Source organism: Gemmatimonadales bacterium (genome assembly GCA_036500345.1).
GTDB lineage: Bacteria > Gemmatimonadota > Gemmatimonadetes > Gemmatimonadales > GWC2-71-9 > Palsa-1233.
In genome coordinates this window covers 43029-60610 of record DASYCE010000030.1, presented here as the reverse complement: position 1 = coordinate 60610, position 17582 = coordinate 43029, and the positions used below count along the sequence as shown (strand labels likewise).

At 66.9% G+C, this 17582-nt stretch carries 13 protein-coding genes; 11 read left to right on the top strand and 2 right to left on the bottom strand.

Features of this window, described 5'->3' with window-relative positions; genetic code table 11:
* A partial coding sequence (locus VGM20_13310) for a hypothetical protein (GenBank protein HEY4101846.1) occupies positions 1 to 221 on the bottom strand: 221 nt, incomplete at its 3' end.
* A 205-nt stretch (positions 222 to 426) separates the two neighbouring features.
* Here VGM20_13310 and VGM20_13305 point away from each other — a divergent pair.
* Together VGM20_13305 and VGM20_13300 are read left to right on the top strand one after the other, a co-directional pair.
* A complete protein-coding gene (locus VGM20_13305; protein ID HEY4101845.1) occupies positions 427 to 2010 on the top strand; it encodes a protein kinase in 1584 nt (527 codons plus the stop codon).
* A 203-nt stretch (positions 2011 to 2213) separates the two neighbouring features.
* The gene (locus tag VGM20_13300; GenBank protein ID HEY4101844.1) at positions 2214 to 3167 is read left to right on the top strand and encodes a hypothetical protein; all 954 of its coding nucleotides are present in this window, start codon (positions 2214 to 2216) and stop codon (positions 3165 to 3167) included.
* Here the strand turns inward: VGM20_13300 and VGM20_13295 are convergent.
* Positions 3164 to 4108, bottom strand: coding sequence for an aspartyl protease family protein (locus VGM20_13295; GenBank protein HEY4101843.1), 945 nt, complete (start codon positions 4106 to 4108; stop codon positions 3164 to 3166). The two genes, VGM20_13300 and VGM20_13295, sit on opposite strands and share 4 nt — an antisense overlap.
* Before the next feature lie 224 nt (positions 4109 to 4332).
* Between VGM20_13295 and VGM20_13290 the strand changes: the two genes are divergently transcribed.
* The 9 genes from VGM20_13290 to VGM20_13250 all read left to right on the top strand — a co-directional run bounded on the left by VGM20_13290 (position 4333) and on the right by VGM20_13250 (position 17519).
* On the top strand, positions 4333 to 4725 hold the full coding sequence (locus VGM20_13290) for a BlaI/MecI/CopY family transcriptional regulator (GenBank protein HEY4101842.1): 393 nt from the start codon (positions 4333 to 4335) through the stop codon (positions 4723 to 4725).
* Between the two features lie 2 nt (positions 4726 to 4727).
* Positions 4728 to 6665, top strand: coding sequence for a M56 family metallopeptidase (locus VGM20_13285; GenBank protein HEY4101841.1), 1938 nt, complete (start codon positions 4728 to 4730; stop codon positions 6663 to 6665).
* A gap of 89 nt (positions 6666 to 6754) precedes the next feature.
* The gene (locus VGM20_13280; GenBank protein ID HEY4101840.1) at positions 6755 to 8101 is read left to right on the top strand and encodes a HEAT repeat domain-containing protein; all 1347 of its coding nucleotides are present in this window, start codon (positions 6755 to 6757) and stop codon (positions 8099 to 8101) included.
* A 23-nt stretch (positions 8102 to 8124) separates the two neighbouring features.
* On the top strand, positions 8125 to 10677 hold the full coding sequence (locus VGM20_13275) for a DUF5916 domain-containing protein (protein ID HEY4101839.1): 2553 nt from the start codon (positions 8125 to 8127) through the stop codon (positions 10675 to 10677).
* A gap of 72 nt (positions 10678 to 10749) precedes the next feature.
* Entirely contained in the window at positions 10750 to 12435 is a 1686-nt protein-coding gene (locus tag VGM20_13270; protein HEY4101838.1) for a HAMP domain-containing sensor histidine kinase, read from the top strand.
* Positions 12435 to 13121, top strand: coding sequence for a response regulator transcription factor (locus VGM20_13265; protein ID HEY4101837.1), 687 nt, complete (start codon positions 12435 to 12437; stop codon positions 13119 to 13121). Before VGM20_13270 ends, VGM20_13265 begins: the two co-directional genes overlap by 1 nt.
* 113 nt (positions 13122 to 13234) lie before the next feature.
* Positions 13235 to 14134: a rhodanese-like domain-containing protein gene (locus VGM20_13260; GenBank protein ID HEY4101836.1), complete on the top strand. Its 900-nt coding sequence runs from the start codon at positions 13235 to 13237 to the stop codon at positions 14132 to 14134.
* On the top strand, positions 14131 to 14991 hold the full coding sequence (locus VGM20_13255; protein HEY4101835.1) for a rhodanese-like domain-containing protein: 861 nt from the start codon (positions 14131 to 14133) through the stop codon (positions 14989 to 14991). Before VGM20_13260 ends, VGM20_13255 begins: the two co-directional genes overlap by 4 nt.
* Positions 14992 to 15038: 47 nt before the next feature.
* Positions 15039 to 17519: an ABC transporter permease gene (locus tag VGM20_13250; protein ID HEY4101834.1), complete on the top strand. Its 2481-nt coding sequence runs from the start codon at positions 15039 to 15041 to the stop codon at positions 17517 to 17519.
* Positions 17520 to 17582 lie beyond the last annotated feature (63 nt).

Here is a 17582-nt window from a genome sequence, read left to right as displayed (position 1 = left end):
TCCAGCGGTTCGGTGGCGTCGGCGAGAAGGAGGCGAAGTCGCTGGGTGGGGTCGAGCTGATTGCGCTGCCGCGCCACGACGTCCTGGAACGACGCCACCACGCCGCGGTCGAGCACGAGGTAGCCACCGATCGCTGAGGCGCCGAGCGGGAAAATGGCCACGGCCATGCCGATCGAGATCCACGAGCGAAGCGATCCGCCCTTCCAGATGGCGTGCAGCATGCTGCAGCTCCCGTTGGATGGTGGGGGTGCGATGTGCCTGATCGGTTGGTCGCAGTATAAGCAGTCGCCGCAGGCGGGAACCCGCCGTCCGGCGTGTCGGGGCGCCGCTCGAATCCGCCTCGCCTTGTGCCACTTGGCCGACGGTCACACCTTACTGGTTCACCACCCCGCTCGAACCATCGCTGCTGCATCACGAGGGATCAGCATGACCGCCCCGGCGCAGACTTGCACCAATTGCCGCACGCCGCTGCCGGAAGGGGCGCTCTTCTGCCTTCACTGCGGCACGGCGACGCCGACCGAAGCGGGAGTCCTCCCGCCCACGGGCGCTACGGCAGTGTTCGAGATCGGCCGGCTCCGCGCGGCGATTGCCGGATCGTACCGGATCGAGCGCGCGCTGGGCGAAGGCGGCATGGCGGTGGTCTACCTCGCCGAAGACCTGAAGCATCATCGCAAGGTCGCCATCAAGGTCATGCGCCCCGAACTCGGGGCGACCCTCGGCTCCGATCGGTTCCTCCGCGAAGTGGAGATCGCCGCAGGTCTCACCCATCCGCACATTCTGCCGGTCTTCGACTCGGGTGCGGTACGCGACATTCTCTATTACGTCATGCCGTTCGTCGAAGGCGAATCGCTGCAACAGCGGATCCAGCGCGAAGGACAACTCCAGGCCGACGACGCGCTCCGGATCGCACGCGAAGTCGCCGAGGCACTGGCGTATGCGCACGAGCGCGGCATCGTCCACCGCGACATCAAGCCGGCGAACATCATGATCTCGCGCGGGCATGCGCTCGTCGCCGACTTCGGCATTGCCCGCGCCATGGATACCCAGACCTCGATTACGAAGACCGGTCTCGCCGTTGGCACGCCGCAGTACATGAGCCCCGAACAGGCGAGCGGAGACACCGGCATCGACGGCCGGACCGATGTCTACGCGATGGGGTGCGTCCTCTATGAGATGCTCGTCGGCGAGCCGCCGTTCACCGGACCCAACGCCCAGGCGATCGTGTTGCGGAGTCTCACCGAGAACCCGCGCCCGCTCGCGGCAACGCGCCAGGGGCTGCCGCCGTCGCTCGATGGAGTGGTGGGAAGGGCCCTCGCCAAGAATCCCGCCGATCGCTGGCAGTCGTCACAGCAATTCGCCGACGCGCTCACGAATGCGTCCGCTGCGTCGCGTGATCTTCCCGCCGCGCCACTCGCGCCCGGACGCCGCGTTTCCCGCTGGACTCTGGGAGCGATTGCAACAGCAGCCGTGGTGGTGCTCGGCGTCGGTTACAAGCTCGTCGCCCGACACTCGGCGGCGGCTGCGCCCTCAGGCGTACTCCGGCTCGCCGTGCTGCCGTTCGAAAATCGCGGGACCGCCGACCAGGCATTCATCGTTGACGGCATCGCCGACCAGGTGCGCGGCAAGCTGATGAACCTCGGCAGCTTTCAGATCACTGCCCAGGCAAGCAGCGACCAATACCGCGGCACGAAGGAAACGCCGAAACAGATCGGCTCCGAACTTGGTGTCGACTATCTCCTCACATCGACCGTGACGATGGTCCCGGGGAAGAACGGACCGGGGCGACTGCAGGTGGTCCCCGAGCTCATCAACGTGAAGACCGGCGCCGGCATCTGGCAACAGACCTTCGACGCCGATATGAGCGATGTCCTCGGCGTCCAGGCTGGGATCGCGACGCAGGTCGCCGGTGCGCTCGGTGTTGCGCTTGGCTCTCACGAAGAAGAACAGCTCGCCACGCGGCCAACGCAGAACATCGGGCCTGGGAGGTCTTCCTCCGAGGGAAGGCGCTGACCAGCAACGATCCAGCCACACTCACCCAGGCCGCCGGGTATTACGAACAAGCGGTCGCGCTCGACTCCACCTTTACCGAAGCGTGGGCGATCCTCAGTTCCACACTGTCCAACCTCTACTTCAACGGAACGCCGGACCCCGCGATTGGCAACCGAGCCAAGGTCGCCGCCGACCGGGCGCGTGCTCTCGAACCCGATGGCTCGTTGACCCACTACGCCGAGTCACGCTACCGATACCTGGTCCTGAACGACGTCGACGGGGCGGAGTCGGAGGTGAAGCTGGCGCTGGAGCGCGCGCCGAACGACGTCGGGGTCCTTCGGAGTGCGGCGAATCTGGAGGAATCGCTGGGGCGATGGAATGATGCACTGCAGCACCTGCAGCTGGCGCGCCGACTCGATCCGCGATCGGTGGTCGTCGGGGACGTGCTGCAGACCCTGCTGACTGATCTGCGACGGTATCCGGAAGCGCTTGCGCTCGGCAATGAGTTGCTCGGTCTGGCACCCAGCGACCTGAACGGTATCGAGGATCAGGCGGAGACGTACTTGCTGGAGGGCGACCTCGCCGGCGCGCGCAAGGTGTTGGCGAACGTGCCACCGACGCTGGCGCAGCCGGCATTGGTCGCGTACTTCGGCAACTACCAGGACCTCTACTGGGTCCTCGATGATCCGCAGCAGCAGCTGCTGCTGCGTCTCACGCCGTCGGCCTTCTTCGATGATCGTGCGGTGTGGGCCGATGTGATGATGCAGACCTGGTGGCTCCGCGGCGACACCGTGCGTGCGCGGGCGTACGCCGATACCGCGTACAAGGCCTTACAGCTGCAGCTCAAGGCGACCCCCAACGACCCGCAGCGGCATCTCTTCTCGGGGCTCGCGCTGGCGTACCTCGGCCGAAAGGCAGAGGCGATCCGCGAAGCAGAAATGGGCGATACCCTCGCGCCACTCAGCCGCGACAAGGGGAACGGCGCCTACGGACAGCAACAGTTGATCCGCGTCTACCTCCTCACCGGTGAAACTGCCAAGGCGCTCGATCGGCTGGCGGATCTCCTCAAGGTGCCGTGCACCCTATCGCCGCAATGGGTCCGGATCGATCCGACGTTCGCCAAGCTCAAGGGGAATCCCCGCTTCGAGGCGATCCTCAAAGCGAGTGACTGGCACTAACTGCCGCGCCGCGCAGGGAGCGTGATCACCGATCCTCCCTCGTGCGACAGCTGCAACCGCCCGTTGCGCTGATCGAGCGTCACCACGAAGCTGTCGAGCAGTTGCGACCCGATATTCGGATGATTGGGATACTCGGGCGGCAGCGGGACGATGGCGAGAAACGGCTTCGGCACGGTGTATCTCCCGATCGTGACGTCGCCTGCGAGCGACCCGCCCTTCACATCGACAGTACCGAACGCGCCGCGCGCCCGCCCGATCGTTTGCAGCGCGCCGTCGAATGGCAGCGAGTCGCCCAGAAATGGCGGAATGTTGATCGCTCCACTGTTCTGCGTGTCGAGTACTGCATCGAACGCCTTCCCCGCGATGCGCACCGGAATTCCCCAGAACGCCCCGACGCGAGTCAGCGCCAGGATCGACTGCCCGTCGGCGCGGGGCAACTCGCCCTTTGCAAAGCGTACATGCCCCGCCGGATAGTCGATGGTGAGCAGAAGATTCTGGTAGAGTGGCAGGCCCAGGACGCCATCGAAGCCGCCGATCCCTGGTGGCAGTTCGCCGACGGGGAAATCGGCGAACGTCACCGCACCGACGTTGAGTGAGTCGAGGTGAAACTCCGGAGATTCGTCGGGGCCGCCGATCCGTTTGAGATGAAGGGAATCGACCAGCGCTTTCGACAGGTCGATTTCGCGCGCGCCAGTTTCGATCGCAAAGCGATACGGCCCCTTCCCGTCGATCATCACCTCCACCATCGGCCGTCGGTCGCGGGCACTCGCGCCGAGGAGCGGGACTTCGACCGTTCCCGACAGCGTGATCGACCGCGGCGGTGCCGAGTCAGGCTGATACGCTACCGCGCGGGAAACGGGCTGTTGTGCTGCAAGACCGGTCACGCCGGGAAGCAGGCTGACGGCGAGCAACAACCGGGTTGGCAGCCGACAAATGGTCACGGATTCTCCTGCGGCTCGCGCCGCGCAACGCGGGACATCGACGCAAGGCTGATGCGCAGATCACGCGAATAGTCGCGAGTTCTGCCCGCGGCCGCGCCGACCTCGACCACGGGAATGCCCCCTCCCCTTGACTTCCGTCGCCCCCTGTTGAATTATCAGCACTGTTGATTTTTCAGCGGCGGTCCACCCCCTGCTGATTGCCGCATCCGGGACCCGAGGAGATGATGGCCAAACCCGCGACGACCGACGACCTCTCGCGACGCGAGCGCCAGGTGATGGAGATCCTCTATCGCCGCGGCGAAGCGACCGTCTCCGAGATCCTCGATGACCTCCCGGACCCGCCGACCTATTCCGCGGTCCGATCGATTCTCCGCATCCTCGGCACCAAGCGGCTGATCACCTTCAAGGCCGAAGGCGCCCGCTACATCTACCGTCCCGCGACCCCGGTCAACCGCGCCGGCGATGAGGTGCTCGAGCAGGTTGTCCGGACCTATTTCGCGGGGTCGGCCGAACAGGCGGTCACGGCGCTGCTCCGCATTGCCGACGCAGATCTCTCCGACGCCGATGTATCGAAGCTCCGTGCCACGATCCGCACCGCCCGGCAGAAGGGACGGTGAGCATGTCGATCGTCCTCCTCCTCATCAAGGCGACGGTGCTCCTCGCGATCGCGCTCTTCCTGGCGCGGTTGCTGTCGCGCGCGTCGGCCGGATCGCGCCATCTCGTCTGGCTGGTGGCGCTCGTTGCGCTGTTGTCGCTGCCGGCGCTCGCAGCGTGGGGGCCGCTGGAGCTTCGCGTGCTCCCCGCCACTCCGGCGGCACAGGTCGCGGCACCGCTGACTATACCAACGGGTAATACAGCGCCGAATGCAGGCCTGCCGGCGCCTGCCGCATCACGGCAGACCGTCGACGCGCCTTTCGCCTCGTCGACGCCGCTGACCGCTCGCGTGATCGACTTTGTCGACGCGCATCGCTTCAGCGTGATCGTGGCACTCTGGGGCGGCGTGGTGGCACTGCTCATCCTCTGGCTCGCGATTGGGAGCTGGTCGGTACGGCGGATCATCGCGCGCGCCGAACCGCTGGACGATCCCGACTGGCAGGGGCCGCTCTACGATATCGCCGACCGGCTCGACATTCCGAATGCACCGCGGATCCTTCGAAGCAACGACGTCCGGATGCCGTTCGCGGCCGGGATGTTCCATCCCGTGGTCGTGCTCCCCGCCGACAGCAGCGAGTGGAGCGTCGAACGCCGCACCGCGGTGCTGATCCACGAACTGGCGCACATCCGTCGTCGTGACCTGATCGGTCATACGGTCGGGCGGATCGCCTGCGCATTCTACTGGTTCCACCCGATGGTCTGGGGCGCCGCCCGCCGCCTCCGTGCGGAGAGCGAGCGTGCGTGCGATGATCTCGCGCTGGCGTTCGGCGAACGGCCGAGCGAGTACGCCGAGCACCTGCTGGAAATCGTCACCTGCGTACGCGATCATGCCACACCGTCGGTCGCGCTTGCCATGGCACATCGAAAGGAATTCGAGGGACGCATGCTCGCCATTCTTGATCCCGATCAGCGCCGAGTCGGGCCCGGGCGTACCGCCACCGCGTCGCTGGTCGGCGGCCTCGCCGTCCTCGCCGTGCTGGTGAGCGCGGCATCACCGGTCGCGCCCGTGGTGTCCCCTGCCGCAAATGCCTTCCATTCGCCGATCGATTCGGTCGCCACCATCGCCGATCACGCCCTGGCGCTCGACACGCCGAAACCATCGGCGAGTCGTCCTGCACTGAAGTTGAAGCCGGGGGCCGAGTCAAAGCACACCATCAATCCGGTGATGCAGGCCGCGGATTCACTGCCGCGCTCCGAGCGTGTCGCGTTGCTCGCTCGCCTGCTCCGTGAGGATTCGTCCGCGTCGGTGCGCCGCGTTGCCGCGTGGGGACTGCAGGACTTCGCGGATGACGCGGCGGCAGCGACCGCGTTGGGCAATGCCCTCAACAGCGATCACGATTCCGATGTGCGAACGATGGCGGCCTGGGCGTTGCAGGGTGGTCACGGCACGATGGGGAGCGCAGCACTGGTGCGCGCAGCACACAGCGATACCGATGACGATGTACGGGAGACGTCGATCTGGGCGCTCGCCGAGAGCGGTGATACCGCCGCGAGTTCGGCGTGCCGCACGGCGATCACCGCCGACAGGAGCGAGCGGGTTCGGACAACCTGTGCCTGGGCATTGGGATATCTCCGCGCGCCGCACACCGGAACGCTGCTCGTCGCGGCGCTCCGTGATGCCAGTGATGACATGCGTGAGACAGCCGCCTGGGCTCTCGGCGAGGTCGAAGACGCGGGCGCGCTACCGGCACTTCGCGCCGCAGCGCAGGGCGAGAAGTCGGCCGACGTGCTCAAGATGGAGATGCGGGCGTTGATTCGCGCCGGCGAAGATCCATCGCATATGGTTTCGTGGCTGCGGTCGAGCGATCCGGAGATCCGCCAGATCGCAGCATCCGCGATTGCCGGCGGCGCGTCGAGCGATCCGATGCCGCGCCCCAGACCTCGTCCGATCCCGTTTCCCTGAGCATTCACTGACCGATCACGGCGCGGAGCAACCGCTTCGCCCATATCATGTGCCCTGAAGTGTTGAAATTTCAACAGACGGAGCGCCCGATGCTGCGACATGTCCTGATCATCGCCACCACCTTCACAGCGGCGCCCCCCGCCGCGACCTCTCCGACCGCCGCGGCAGCCGGAGCCGAGACGGTCGATGTTCGCGGCATCCTCGACGCCGCCGCCGGTGCCTCGCGCGTTCTCTGCAGCCTCGCCGCGCGGTCGGTGCGCAACGGCGATTGGGGACGTTCCGGCGATGCGCCGGTCACGCCACTCGGCGTCACCCAGCGCTCCGAACCACGTCGCGGCGTCGACTCGCTCACCGCCGCGGATCGTGCACTGATCCTCGCCGGGATCGACAACCCCGATCCATGCGTCCGCGACATCTCGATCCGGTTCCTCGGATACGACGGCAGCGACGCATTGCGCGGCCCGCTGGCGCAGCGTCTGTCCGCCAGTGACTCCGGTGTCCGCCAGGCGGCAGCATTTGGTCTTGGCCTGATCGACCCTGAGCGGAACACCGGCGACCTGATTCGTGCGCTCAAGGACAATTCCGCCGGGGTGCGCGCCAACGCCGCGTGGGCCCTCGGACGCGCCGACACTGCCGTCGGCTACGCTGCGCTCCTCGGCATCGCGAACGACCCGGCCGAGATCGTCCGCCTCGCCGCCGTCGAAGCGCTCGGTCACTCCGATTCGAACAGCGCCGTGCCGATTCTCGCGCGGGTCCTCCGCACCGACACATCGCCGATGGTGCGTCGCTCGGCGGCCTGGGCTCTCGGCAATATTGGGGACAACGCTGGTCTGCCCGCGCTCATCACGGCGTTCGAAGATCATGACGCCGGCGTTCGCGAGATGAGCGTCTGGGCGGTCGGCAACATCGGTGGCGACGTGGCACCTCAGGCGCTCCTCACCGTGATGGAGCGTGACGCCGACGGGCGAACTCGCGAGATGGCGGTGTGGGCCGCGGCCGAAATCGGCGATCACAACGCCGCGCCGGCCATCGCGCGGACCCTTGCCAGCGATCACGACTCACACACCCGGGCCACCGCTGCGTGGGCGCTCGGCGAGCTCGGCGTGTCGCCGCCACCGAAGGCGCTGATCGATGCGCTGAGCGACAGCAGCGCGAGGGTGCGCACGCCGGCGGCGTGGGCGATCTCGCAGCTCGACGACAACGCCGCGGCGATCCCCGCACTCAAGGCGGCGCTCGCCCGGGAGCACGATTCCCAGGCGGAGAAAGCGGAGATTCGCGCCTTGGTTCATGGCGGGAGCGACCCGGAGCAACTCGCGACGCTCCTCGAATCGAAGGATCCGAGCGTCCGGGCGGCGGTGACGCGTGCGCTCGCCGGTGGTCATCATGTCGATCCGTGGCCGTGGCCGCAGCCGCGCCCGCGTCCGTTCCCGTACTGACAGACACGACAAGGCACTCCCCCATGCCGATTTCTCGTATCGCCGCGGCGACCGCGCTCGGTTTCCTGATCCCGATCGGGCCGTCGCGCGCGCAACAAGTAGCACCACCTCCGACCGTTGCATCGGTGACGGCGACCCTTGCCACCGAAGCGCCGGTGATCGACGGGCGAGATGACGACGCAGTCTGGAAGACGGCGCCGGTTATCAGCGGCTTTCGCGTGGTGCGACCGACGGAGAATGGCGATCCGCACTCTCGCACCGAAGCGCGGATCGCCTACGACGCGCATGCACTCTACGTCTTCGTTCGAGCCTATGACGCTCATCCCGACAGCATTGTCGCCCTGATGTCACGGCGAGACGTGTCGACACCGTCGGACGTCATCGCGTTGATGGTCGACTCGTACCACGACCGGCGGACAGGCTATGAATTCGACATCAACCCCGCCGGCGTGAAAGTCGACTACGCGATTTCGCAGGACGGCAACGAGGATCCAGCGTGGGATGGTGTCTGGGATGCCGTGGCGCGGATCGATTCGCTCGGCTGGACCGCAGAATATCGGATTCCGCTGGCGCAGCTGCGGTACGTTCCCAACGGGAATAACACCTTCGGGATCGCGATCTGGCGGACCGTCGAACGGACCGGCGAGCAGACCGCGTGGCCACTCTGGCGTGCGTCGCGCCCCGGGCTTGCCTCGCAGCTCGGCGAGCTGGTGGGCCTCGAGAATCTTGCGGAACCAGAGCGCGCCGAAATTGCACCGTACGTCGTCACGCGCAATGTGCAGACAATCGGCGATCGTGGCTATGGTCGCAATCAGCAGCTCACCGCCGGCGCCGACCTGCAGTTTGCGGTCGCCCCCAACGTCCGGATCACCGGCACGATCAATCCGGATTTCGGACAGGTTGAAGCCGATCCGGCGGTGCTGAATCTCAGCGCCTTCGAGACCTTCTTCCCGGAGAAGCGGCCGTTCTTCGTCGAGGGGAGTTCCCTCTTTCAGTTCAACGTCGACTGCAGTGCCGTCAATTGCAGCAACGAAGAACTCTTCTATTCCCGGCGGATCGGGCGCGACCCGCAACTCGCCGGCTCGTTCGGCGGCAACGACTCGCCGAAGGCTACCACGATTCTCGGCGCGGCGAAGGTCACCGGCCGGTCGCAGGGCGGGCTATCGGTCGGCGCAATCGACGCGGTAACCGCGCGCGAATCGGGGATCAACAACGCCACGATCGAACCGGCGACCAACTACGCCGTCCTCCGCGCCACCCAGGATCTCGATGGCGGGACGAGTTCGTTCGGCGCGATGTTCACCGGTGTCAATCGGTCGCTCGATCGCTGGACCGACACGGCGCTTTCGGCCGAGGCGTATGTGGGCGCGCTTGAGGCGCGTCACCAGTTCCTCAACCGTCGCTTCGAGCTGTCGGCGTCAGTCGACTTTTCTCAGGTGAGCGGAAGTACCACGGCGATCGCGGCGCTGCAGCGGGACGACGTCCACCTCTACCAGCGCCCTGACGGCCCTCTCGTCTTCGATTCAACCCGAACATCACTCGACGGCAACGCCGAGGAGGTGCACTTCGGCAAGATCGGCGGGCGACGGACGATGTTCGAAACCAGCTACCTGCGCCGCTCGCCTGGGTTCGAGATCAACGACATCGGTTACCTCCGCCAGGCCGACCAGCAGAGCTGGAACAACTGGTTCGCGTTCATCTTCAACTCGCCGAACCGGGTCACCCGGTCGGTGCGGTGGAACCTCAACTGGTGGCAGTACTGGACCGCCGCTGGGGTTCCGACCGAGCGCGCCGCCAACACAAACGTGCATCTGCAGCTCGCCAACTACTGGTGGGTTCACGCCGGTGGAACGGTGGGCCAGCTCGGACAGACCTGGTGCGATCGTTGCGCCCGTGGCGGCCCGGCCGTACGGCAGGATCCGTATGTCGCGCCATGGGCCACAATCTCGGGCGACGATCGCCACAAGATCATTCCGACCCTGTCCTACAATGGTTTCGAGAGTTCGAGCGGCCGCAACGGGAACGTCGACATCATGCCGAGCGTCACGTTGAATGCGTCACCACGCGTGTCGGCGAGCATCGGTGCCGATTGGTCGCATGCGCATACCGACAACCAGTGGTATGGCAACTTCGATGTGGCTGGCGCAGAGCATTACACCTTCGCCCACCTCGAGCAGCACACGCTCTCGCTCACCGCCGACCTGGGCTACACCTTCACGCCGACGCTCACCGTGCAATGGCACTTGCAGCCATTTGTGAGCCGGGGGGCATATACCAACCTCCGCGAGCTCGCGAATCCGGGGGCCGAGCAGTACGACGCCCGCTATCAACCGTACATGGATACCGCCGTCACGAATCATCTCGGTGGCTTTGACTCGAGGCAGTTCAACTCGAATTTCGTGGTGCGGTGGGAATACCGCCGTGGGTCGACGCTCTTCTTCGTCTGGACGCAGGGACGCAACGGATTCGATCCGGCGGCGGGACCAAACGGACTGACGGGGGATCTCCGCAATCTGTTCGCGGAGCGGGCAAACAACACCTTCCTGGTGAAGATGTCGTACTGGCTGAACCGGTAGGAGCCGGCGTCTTTCATCACTCCTTCACAACTCACCACTAGCCGGGTCGCGGGGCCCGGTTCACCTTGAAGGATGGCACCCAGGACACGCCCCGCCCTCCGGGCCGGCTGGCCCCTTCTCGCCCTCCTCGCCGGGGCGGTCTGCGTGGTGACCGCCGTCCTTGAGATGCAGGCGAGCGTCCGGTCGAATCAGCTCCTCGCGAGACAGTCGTTGCGCGGGTACGCGTCGTTCGCGACATGGAGTTACGAGGAACACTTCACCGAGGCGCTCCGCGTGGCGGCTCAGGAAACCCTCGGCGGAGTCAACATGATCCACCAGACGCGCCCCTTCCCCGCAGCCGCAGGTCTCGGCCACGCGCTCCGCTGGGATCCGCGCTGCAGCTGTCACATGCCGCTGCTCGGCCCGATGCCGGCGGCGTTCGTCGGCTTCACGCTGGGCAGCGATACCGTGAGTGTCGCGTACAATCGGGCCCCCGCGTCGGCGCGGGGGTGGCTGGTCGACGTGCCGGGCGATACTCTCGGTCCGCCGCGCGCTGCACCGGTCCTCACCGCGGGGCAACGGATCTGGATGAATGGCGCGCTGACGACCCTCGCACGCCAGCCGCTGGCGCGCTGGGGATACCGCGTCCTCGTCACGCGCAACGGTGACTCGACGCTCGCCTTCGCGCTGACCACGATGCCGACCACGTGGGGCGACACGGTGATCTATGCCGTGCAATACTCGGCGCAGGCACTCGATTCGATGCTCGCGGCAACGCTCGACGAGAATGACCTGTTGCCCCAAGCGCTCGCCGCGACCGGCGGCAATCGCGAGGTCCTCGCGGCCGAAGTGCGTGATGCGTCAGGCAACATCCTCCTGGCATCGGGTGTCCCCGCGAACTGGGACCTCGAGGCGTCGACGGTGCTCCCGGCGAGCTACGGTGGGCTCGCGATCCGGATGGAGATTCAGCCGGCGCTCGCCGCGCGAGCGATTGCCACCCTCCCTCGATCGCGGGTGCCGCTCCTCGTGGCACTCCTCACGCTCGCGGCCGCGCTGACCACGCTGGCGGTGATCCAGTGGCGGCGTGAATCGCGCTTCGCCGCGGCGCGCACCGCGTTCATCGCGGCGACATCACACGACCTCCGGACGCCGCTGGCGCAGATCCGGCTGGTCGTCGATACCCTCAGGCTCAATCGCGATCCCGATCCTGTCAGGCGGGCAGCCGACCTATCGCTGATGGATCGTGAGGTGACACGCCTGCAGCACCTGATCGACAATGTGCTTCGATTTGCGCGAGGCGAGGGAACCGGGCCGGCGTCGGTCGAAGCGGTTGACGTCGGCGCGGAGACCCGCGCGATCGTAGCGGAATTCCTCCCGCTGGCGCAACCGCGTGGCGTCGCCGTCGATGTGGAGGTGCGGGGTGAGCCGCGCGCAGTCCTCGCCACCGGCGCGCTTCGTCGCGTGCTGCTCAATCTCCTCGACAACGCGGTCAAGTACGGCCCGGACGGGCAAGTCATTCAGGTGACGGTCGCCGCAACCGACGAGGGTGCCACGCTGACCGTTGCCGATCACGGCCCCGGCGTCCCACCAGGCGAGGCCGATCGGATCTGGAATCCGTTCGAGCGGGGCAGCGCCGCGTCGGAACGCGCGGTCGGCGGCAGCGGCATCGGCCTCACCGTGGTGAGGGAGGCGGCCGAACGCACCGGTGGTTCGGCGACGGTCGCGAACGGACCGAGTGGTGGTGCGACGTTCACCGTCTCGTTCCGGAGCGCGCGCTGATGGCGCGAATCCTCGTGGTGGAGGATCAGCGCGATCTCGCCGAACTCGTGGCGCGCAATCTCGGCATCGAGGGATTCGAGACGCGGGTCGTCGGCAACGGCCGCGAGGTGATGCCACTGGTTCGATCGTGGCGTCCCGACCTCGTCATCCTCGACCTGATGCTCCCGGGACTCGATGGCTTCGAAGTCTTGCGGATGCTGCGCGGTTCCGATCGGACGCTCCCGGTCATCATCCTGTCAGCGCGGACGGAGGAGGTCGACAAGATCCGGGGTTTCCGGCTCGATGCCGATCAATACGTGACCAAGCCGTTCGGCGTCCTCGAACTGCTGGAGCGGGTGCACGCATTGCTGCGTCGAACGGCGGTGCGCGAGGTCAACGATGCGGCGGAGCGAATCACCTTCGGCGAGATCGATGTCGACGTCGGTGCGCACGCCATCACACGGCGCGGCGAACCGGTCGTTCTCTCACCCAAGGCGTTCGCGCTGCTGCTGGCTTTGATCCGGCGCGACGGAGGCGTGGCGAATCGCTCGACGCTGCTGCGCGAGGTGTGGGGGTACCAGGCGCTGGTGCTGTCGCGAACGGTCGACTCTCACGTCGCCGAACTGCGGCGCAAGCTCGAAGACGATCCCGCCAATCCGCGCCACATCCTCACGGTCTTCAAGACCGGATATCGCTTCCAGGTGTAGGCGGGTTCCACACAAGATCTGCACGACTCCCGGACGACGCCGCCACCCGCCCGGAACGCCGATCCGACATCGTTCCTGTCAATAGTAGGCCCTCACCCATCTGGAGGTCAGCGATGCGTTCTCGCCTGCTCGCCACTGCGATTGCCGCCGGCATCACGCTCAGTCCCTCGCTTGCCGCCGCGCAGTTTGCCACGAACCCGGCGTCCGCCGTGGTGACTGTCCCATGGTTGACGCAACACCTGCACGACCGCGACCTGGTTGTCCTGCACGTCGGCCCTCCCGACGGCTACACTCGCGGCGGTCACATCCCCGGCGCGCGGTACGTGGCGTACCATGACCTCTCCACGCCGATGACGGCCGGCCCCCTGATGCTCGAAATGCCGCCGCAGGCGACGCTCGACAGCGCCATCGCATCGTTCGGGATTTCCAATCAGTCGCGGATCGTCGTCGTCTTCGACTCGGAGTGGGTCTCGCCGGCGACCCGCGTCCTCTTCACGCTGGGCTACGCCGGACTCGCTGATCGGTCGTCGCTCCTCGATGGCGGGCTGGCGGCGTGGCGGAAGGCGGGGAATCCCGTGACGACCGACGTGCCGAATGTGACCCCGGGTGTCGTATCACACCCGGTCAGAAGTGACCTGATTGTCGATCACGACTACGTCGCCGCGCACGCACACACCGGCCATGCCACGCTGATCGATGCTCGCGCGACTTCGTTCTACACCGGACCGTCGGATGGCACGCGATCAGCCGGTCACGTGCCGGGGGCGGTGAACCTGCCATACGACGAGATGACCGACAGCAACGACTTTCTCCTCGCGAAATCCGCGATCGAGGCGAAGTTCGAACATGCGGGAGTAGCGGCCGGCGATACGGTCGTCGCGTACTGTCACGTCGGACAGCAGGCGACACTCCTCCTTTTCGGCGCCTGGATCACAGGGCACCCGGTCCGCCTCTACGACGGATCGTTCCAGGATTGGTCACTGCGCAAGCTTCCAACCGAAGGTGGCCGGTGATCGCGGCGCTGGCATTCGCTGCAACGGCGATCGCCGGCCCCGATTCGTCGCTCCTGGTGTCGACGGAGTGGCTGGCCCGGCACCTGTCGGATCGGTCGATCGTGGTCGTCCAGGTCGATATCTCCGACTCGGCGTACCGGAGCGGGCACCTCCCCGGTGCCCGCTTCCTGCCGTACCAGATGATCATCACCGAGGCGAGCGGATTGTCGACGGAACTGCCGGCAGTCGACTCACTCCGCGATCGTCTTGAACATGTCGGGATCTCGACCGGCTCCCACGTGGTGCTGACCGGATCGCCGCTTACCGTGGCGCGCGCCTTCTTCACCCTCGACTATCTCGGACTGCGCAACGTCTCGGTGCTCGATGGCGGCGTGACGAAGTGGCGCGCCGAGGGGCGGCCGATCGATCGGACGATTCCGGTGGTGCGGCGCGGAGCGCTCGCAGTCTCCGCGCATCCCGAAGTCGTCGCCTCGAGCGAATGGATCGCGGCGCACTTGGCGAGCGGGGCGCGCGGAGTCGCGCTCGTCGACACCCGTCACGAGGACGAATATCTCGGCACCAATCCGGCGTCGGCGGGCCATATCGCGGGAGCTCGCCGGCTCGAGTGGGAAGCCATGTTCAGCAGCACGACGGAGTTTTCGCTGAAGGAATACGGCGAGCTGGCGCGAATGTGGGACGCGCTCGCAGCTCCCGGCGATACGGTGGTGGCGTATTGCCGGGTGGGACATCGGAGCAGCGCGACGTATCTGGTGGCACGTCTGCTGGGATATCCGGCGAAGCTGTACGACGGGTCGTATCAGGACTGGAGCGCGCGCCGCTTGCCGCTGGTCACGACGCCGACGAGCGGGCGACCCTGACCGTTCGGGGATAACTTTCGCCGGTCACTCCGAGGAGTTGCCGCGACATGTTCTCCGTCGTTCGCCTTGCCGCTCGCCGCCTGCGCCGCACCCCGTCGTTCACCATCGCCGCCGCCCTGACTCTCGCGCTTGGTATCGGCGGTGCGGTCGCCGTCTTCACGGTGCTCGATGGGGTGCTACTGCAGCCACTCCCGTATCCGAGGGCGAGTGCGCTTGTCGACCTGTCGCACACCCTCGCGGTCGCCGGGCTCACCCGAGTCGATCAATCGGATGCGACCTACCTCCTCTATCGTCGTGACAATCACTCGTTCACCGATGTCGGGATCTATCGCACCGCCGCGGTGAACTTCCTGGCGTCGGCCGGCGCCGCGGGAGTGGCCGCAACACCGGAACGGGTCGCGGCGACGTTCGCGACAGCGAGCACCTTCCACGTCCTCCAGAGCGGCGCGTTGCGCGGGCGGGCCCTCTCCGACATGGACGACCGGATCGGCGCGGCGCCTGTGGTGGTGATCTCGCGCGGTCTCTGGGAGCGCGCCTTCGGCGGCGATCCGGGAATCATCGGCACCCAGGTCATGATCGATGGCGTCGCGCGAACCGTCGTCGGCGTGATGCCGAACAATTTCCGTTTCCCCGATGCCGGCGTCGCCCTCTGGCTTCCGCTTGCGCTCGACGCGGCAAACACCAACTCTGCGGCATTTGATTACCGCGGGATCGCGCGGCTTCGCTCCGGTACCACGATCGCGTCGGCAACGGCGGATCTCCGACGCCTGCTGCCGCAGGTTCCCATCGCCTTCCCGGGCCGTCTGACCGCCGACGGAATCACCTCGACACACATGGTACCGGCGGTGCAGCCGCTCCGCGACGTGATGACTGGAAGCGTGACGCGTGTCCTCTGGATCCTGTTCGGCGCGGTGATCGTTCTGCTCCTCGTTGCGTGCGCCAATGTCGCCAACCTCTTCCTCGCGCGCGCCGCCGGCCGGACCCGAGAATTCGCGATCCGCAACGCGCTCGGCGCCGGACGCCGCGCGCTCCTTGGGGAATTGCTGGCTGAAGCGCTGGTCCTCTCGGCGATCGGCGGTGCGATCGGCCTGGTTCTCGCCAGCGCCGGGGTGCAGCTGCTGCAGTCACTCGACGCCGCGGCCGCGATTCCGCGTCTCGCCGACGTGCAGATCAACTGGTACGCAGTGGTCTTCACGGTCGTGGTGGTCGCGATCGCGGCACTTGTGGTGAGCGTGATTCCGCTGGTCCGCGGCGACAGGGAATCGCTCTCGGCGACACTGATCGCCAACGCGCCGTCGGCCTCCGGCGGCCGGCAACGGCATCGCGCGCGGCGGGCGCTCGTCGTGTCACAGGTCGCGCTGGCGCTTCTTCTCCTCTCCGCCGCGGGGCTCTTCGCGCGGAGCTTCGAGCGGCTGCGCGCCGTTCAACCCGGCTTTGATGCGCAGCATGCGCTGACCTTCCGGCAGGCGCTCCCCACGGCGAGTTATCCGTCGGCAAGTGCCGCCGCTCGCGAGATCGTGGAGACGGTCAATACCCTCGCCGCGTTGCCGAGCGTCCAGGGAGCCGGTGCCGCGACGCGGTTGCCGCTCGATGCCACGTCGCCGCAGGATAGCGCCGTCTTCATCGAGGATCAGCCGCTGCAGCCGGGAACGCTCCCGGGGATTCACCACACGATCTTCGCCACGCCCGGGTATTTCGCCGCAATGAAGATCCCGATGATCGCCGGCCGTACCTTCGCGCCGCTGATTCCCGGCGCCGACAGCACCACCGTTCTCCGCGAAGTCGTCGTCAGCGAGGCGTTCGCCGCGCGGTACTGGAAGAGTGGTGGCGCGGTGGGAAAGCGGATCAGGATGTTCCCTGGCGACCCGTGGTCGACGATCGTCGGTGTGGTGGGCAGCGTGCACGACGATGGGCTTGATCAGCCTGCTGGCGCCGTGGTGTATATCCCGATGACGACGGTGACCTTCACCGGCGCTCCATGGACGCCACGCGACCTGGTCTTCGTGGTGCGCGGCAGCGGCGATCCGGCTGGGCTCGCCGTGCCGGTACGAGAGGCAGTCACACGCATGGCGCCGGCGTTGCCGCTCTATCGGATGCTCCCGCTGGAGACGCTCCTCGTCGCCACGGTCTCGCGCACCTCCTTCACCCTGCTGCTCCTTGGCGTTGCCGCCGTGGTGGCGATGGCGATCGGCGCGACCGGAATCTACGGAGTGATCGCGTATCTCGTCTCGCTGCGGACTCGCGAGATCGGGGTGCGCCTCGCCCTCGGCGCCAAGCCGTCCAGTGTTCGGCGCCTGGTAGTTCGCCACGCGGTAAGCGATGCGGCGATCGGCGTCGCGGTGGGAATCGTCGGCGCGGTACTCCTCGCGCGGGTGATGGCCGGCGTCCTTTTCGATGTCAGTCCCACCGACCCGCTGACCCTCGCCGCGGCGGCCGCGATTCTGCTCGTCACGGCGGTTGCGGCGGCGTGGCTTCCGGCCCGGCGCGCGGCGCGGCTCGATCCGGTCACGGCGTTGCGGTCGGAATGAGCAGCACCGCAACCGCTGGTTGACGACGTTGCGGTCGGAGTGAGGAGCATCGCGAGCACTGGT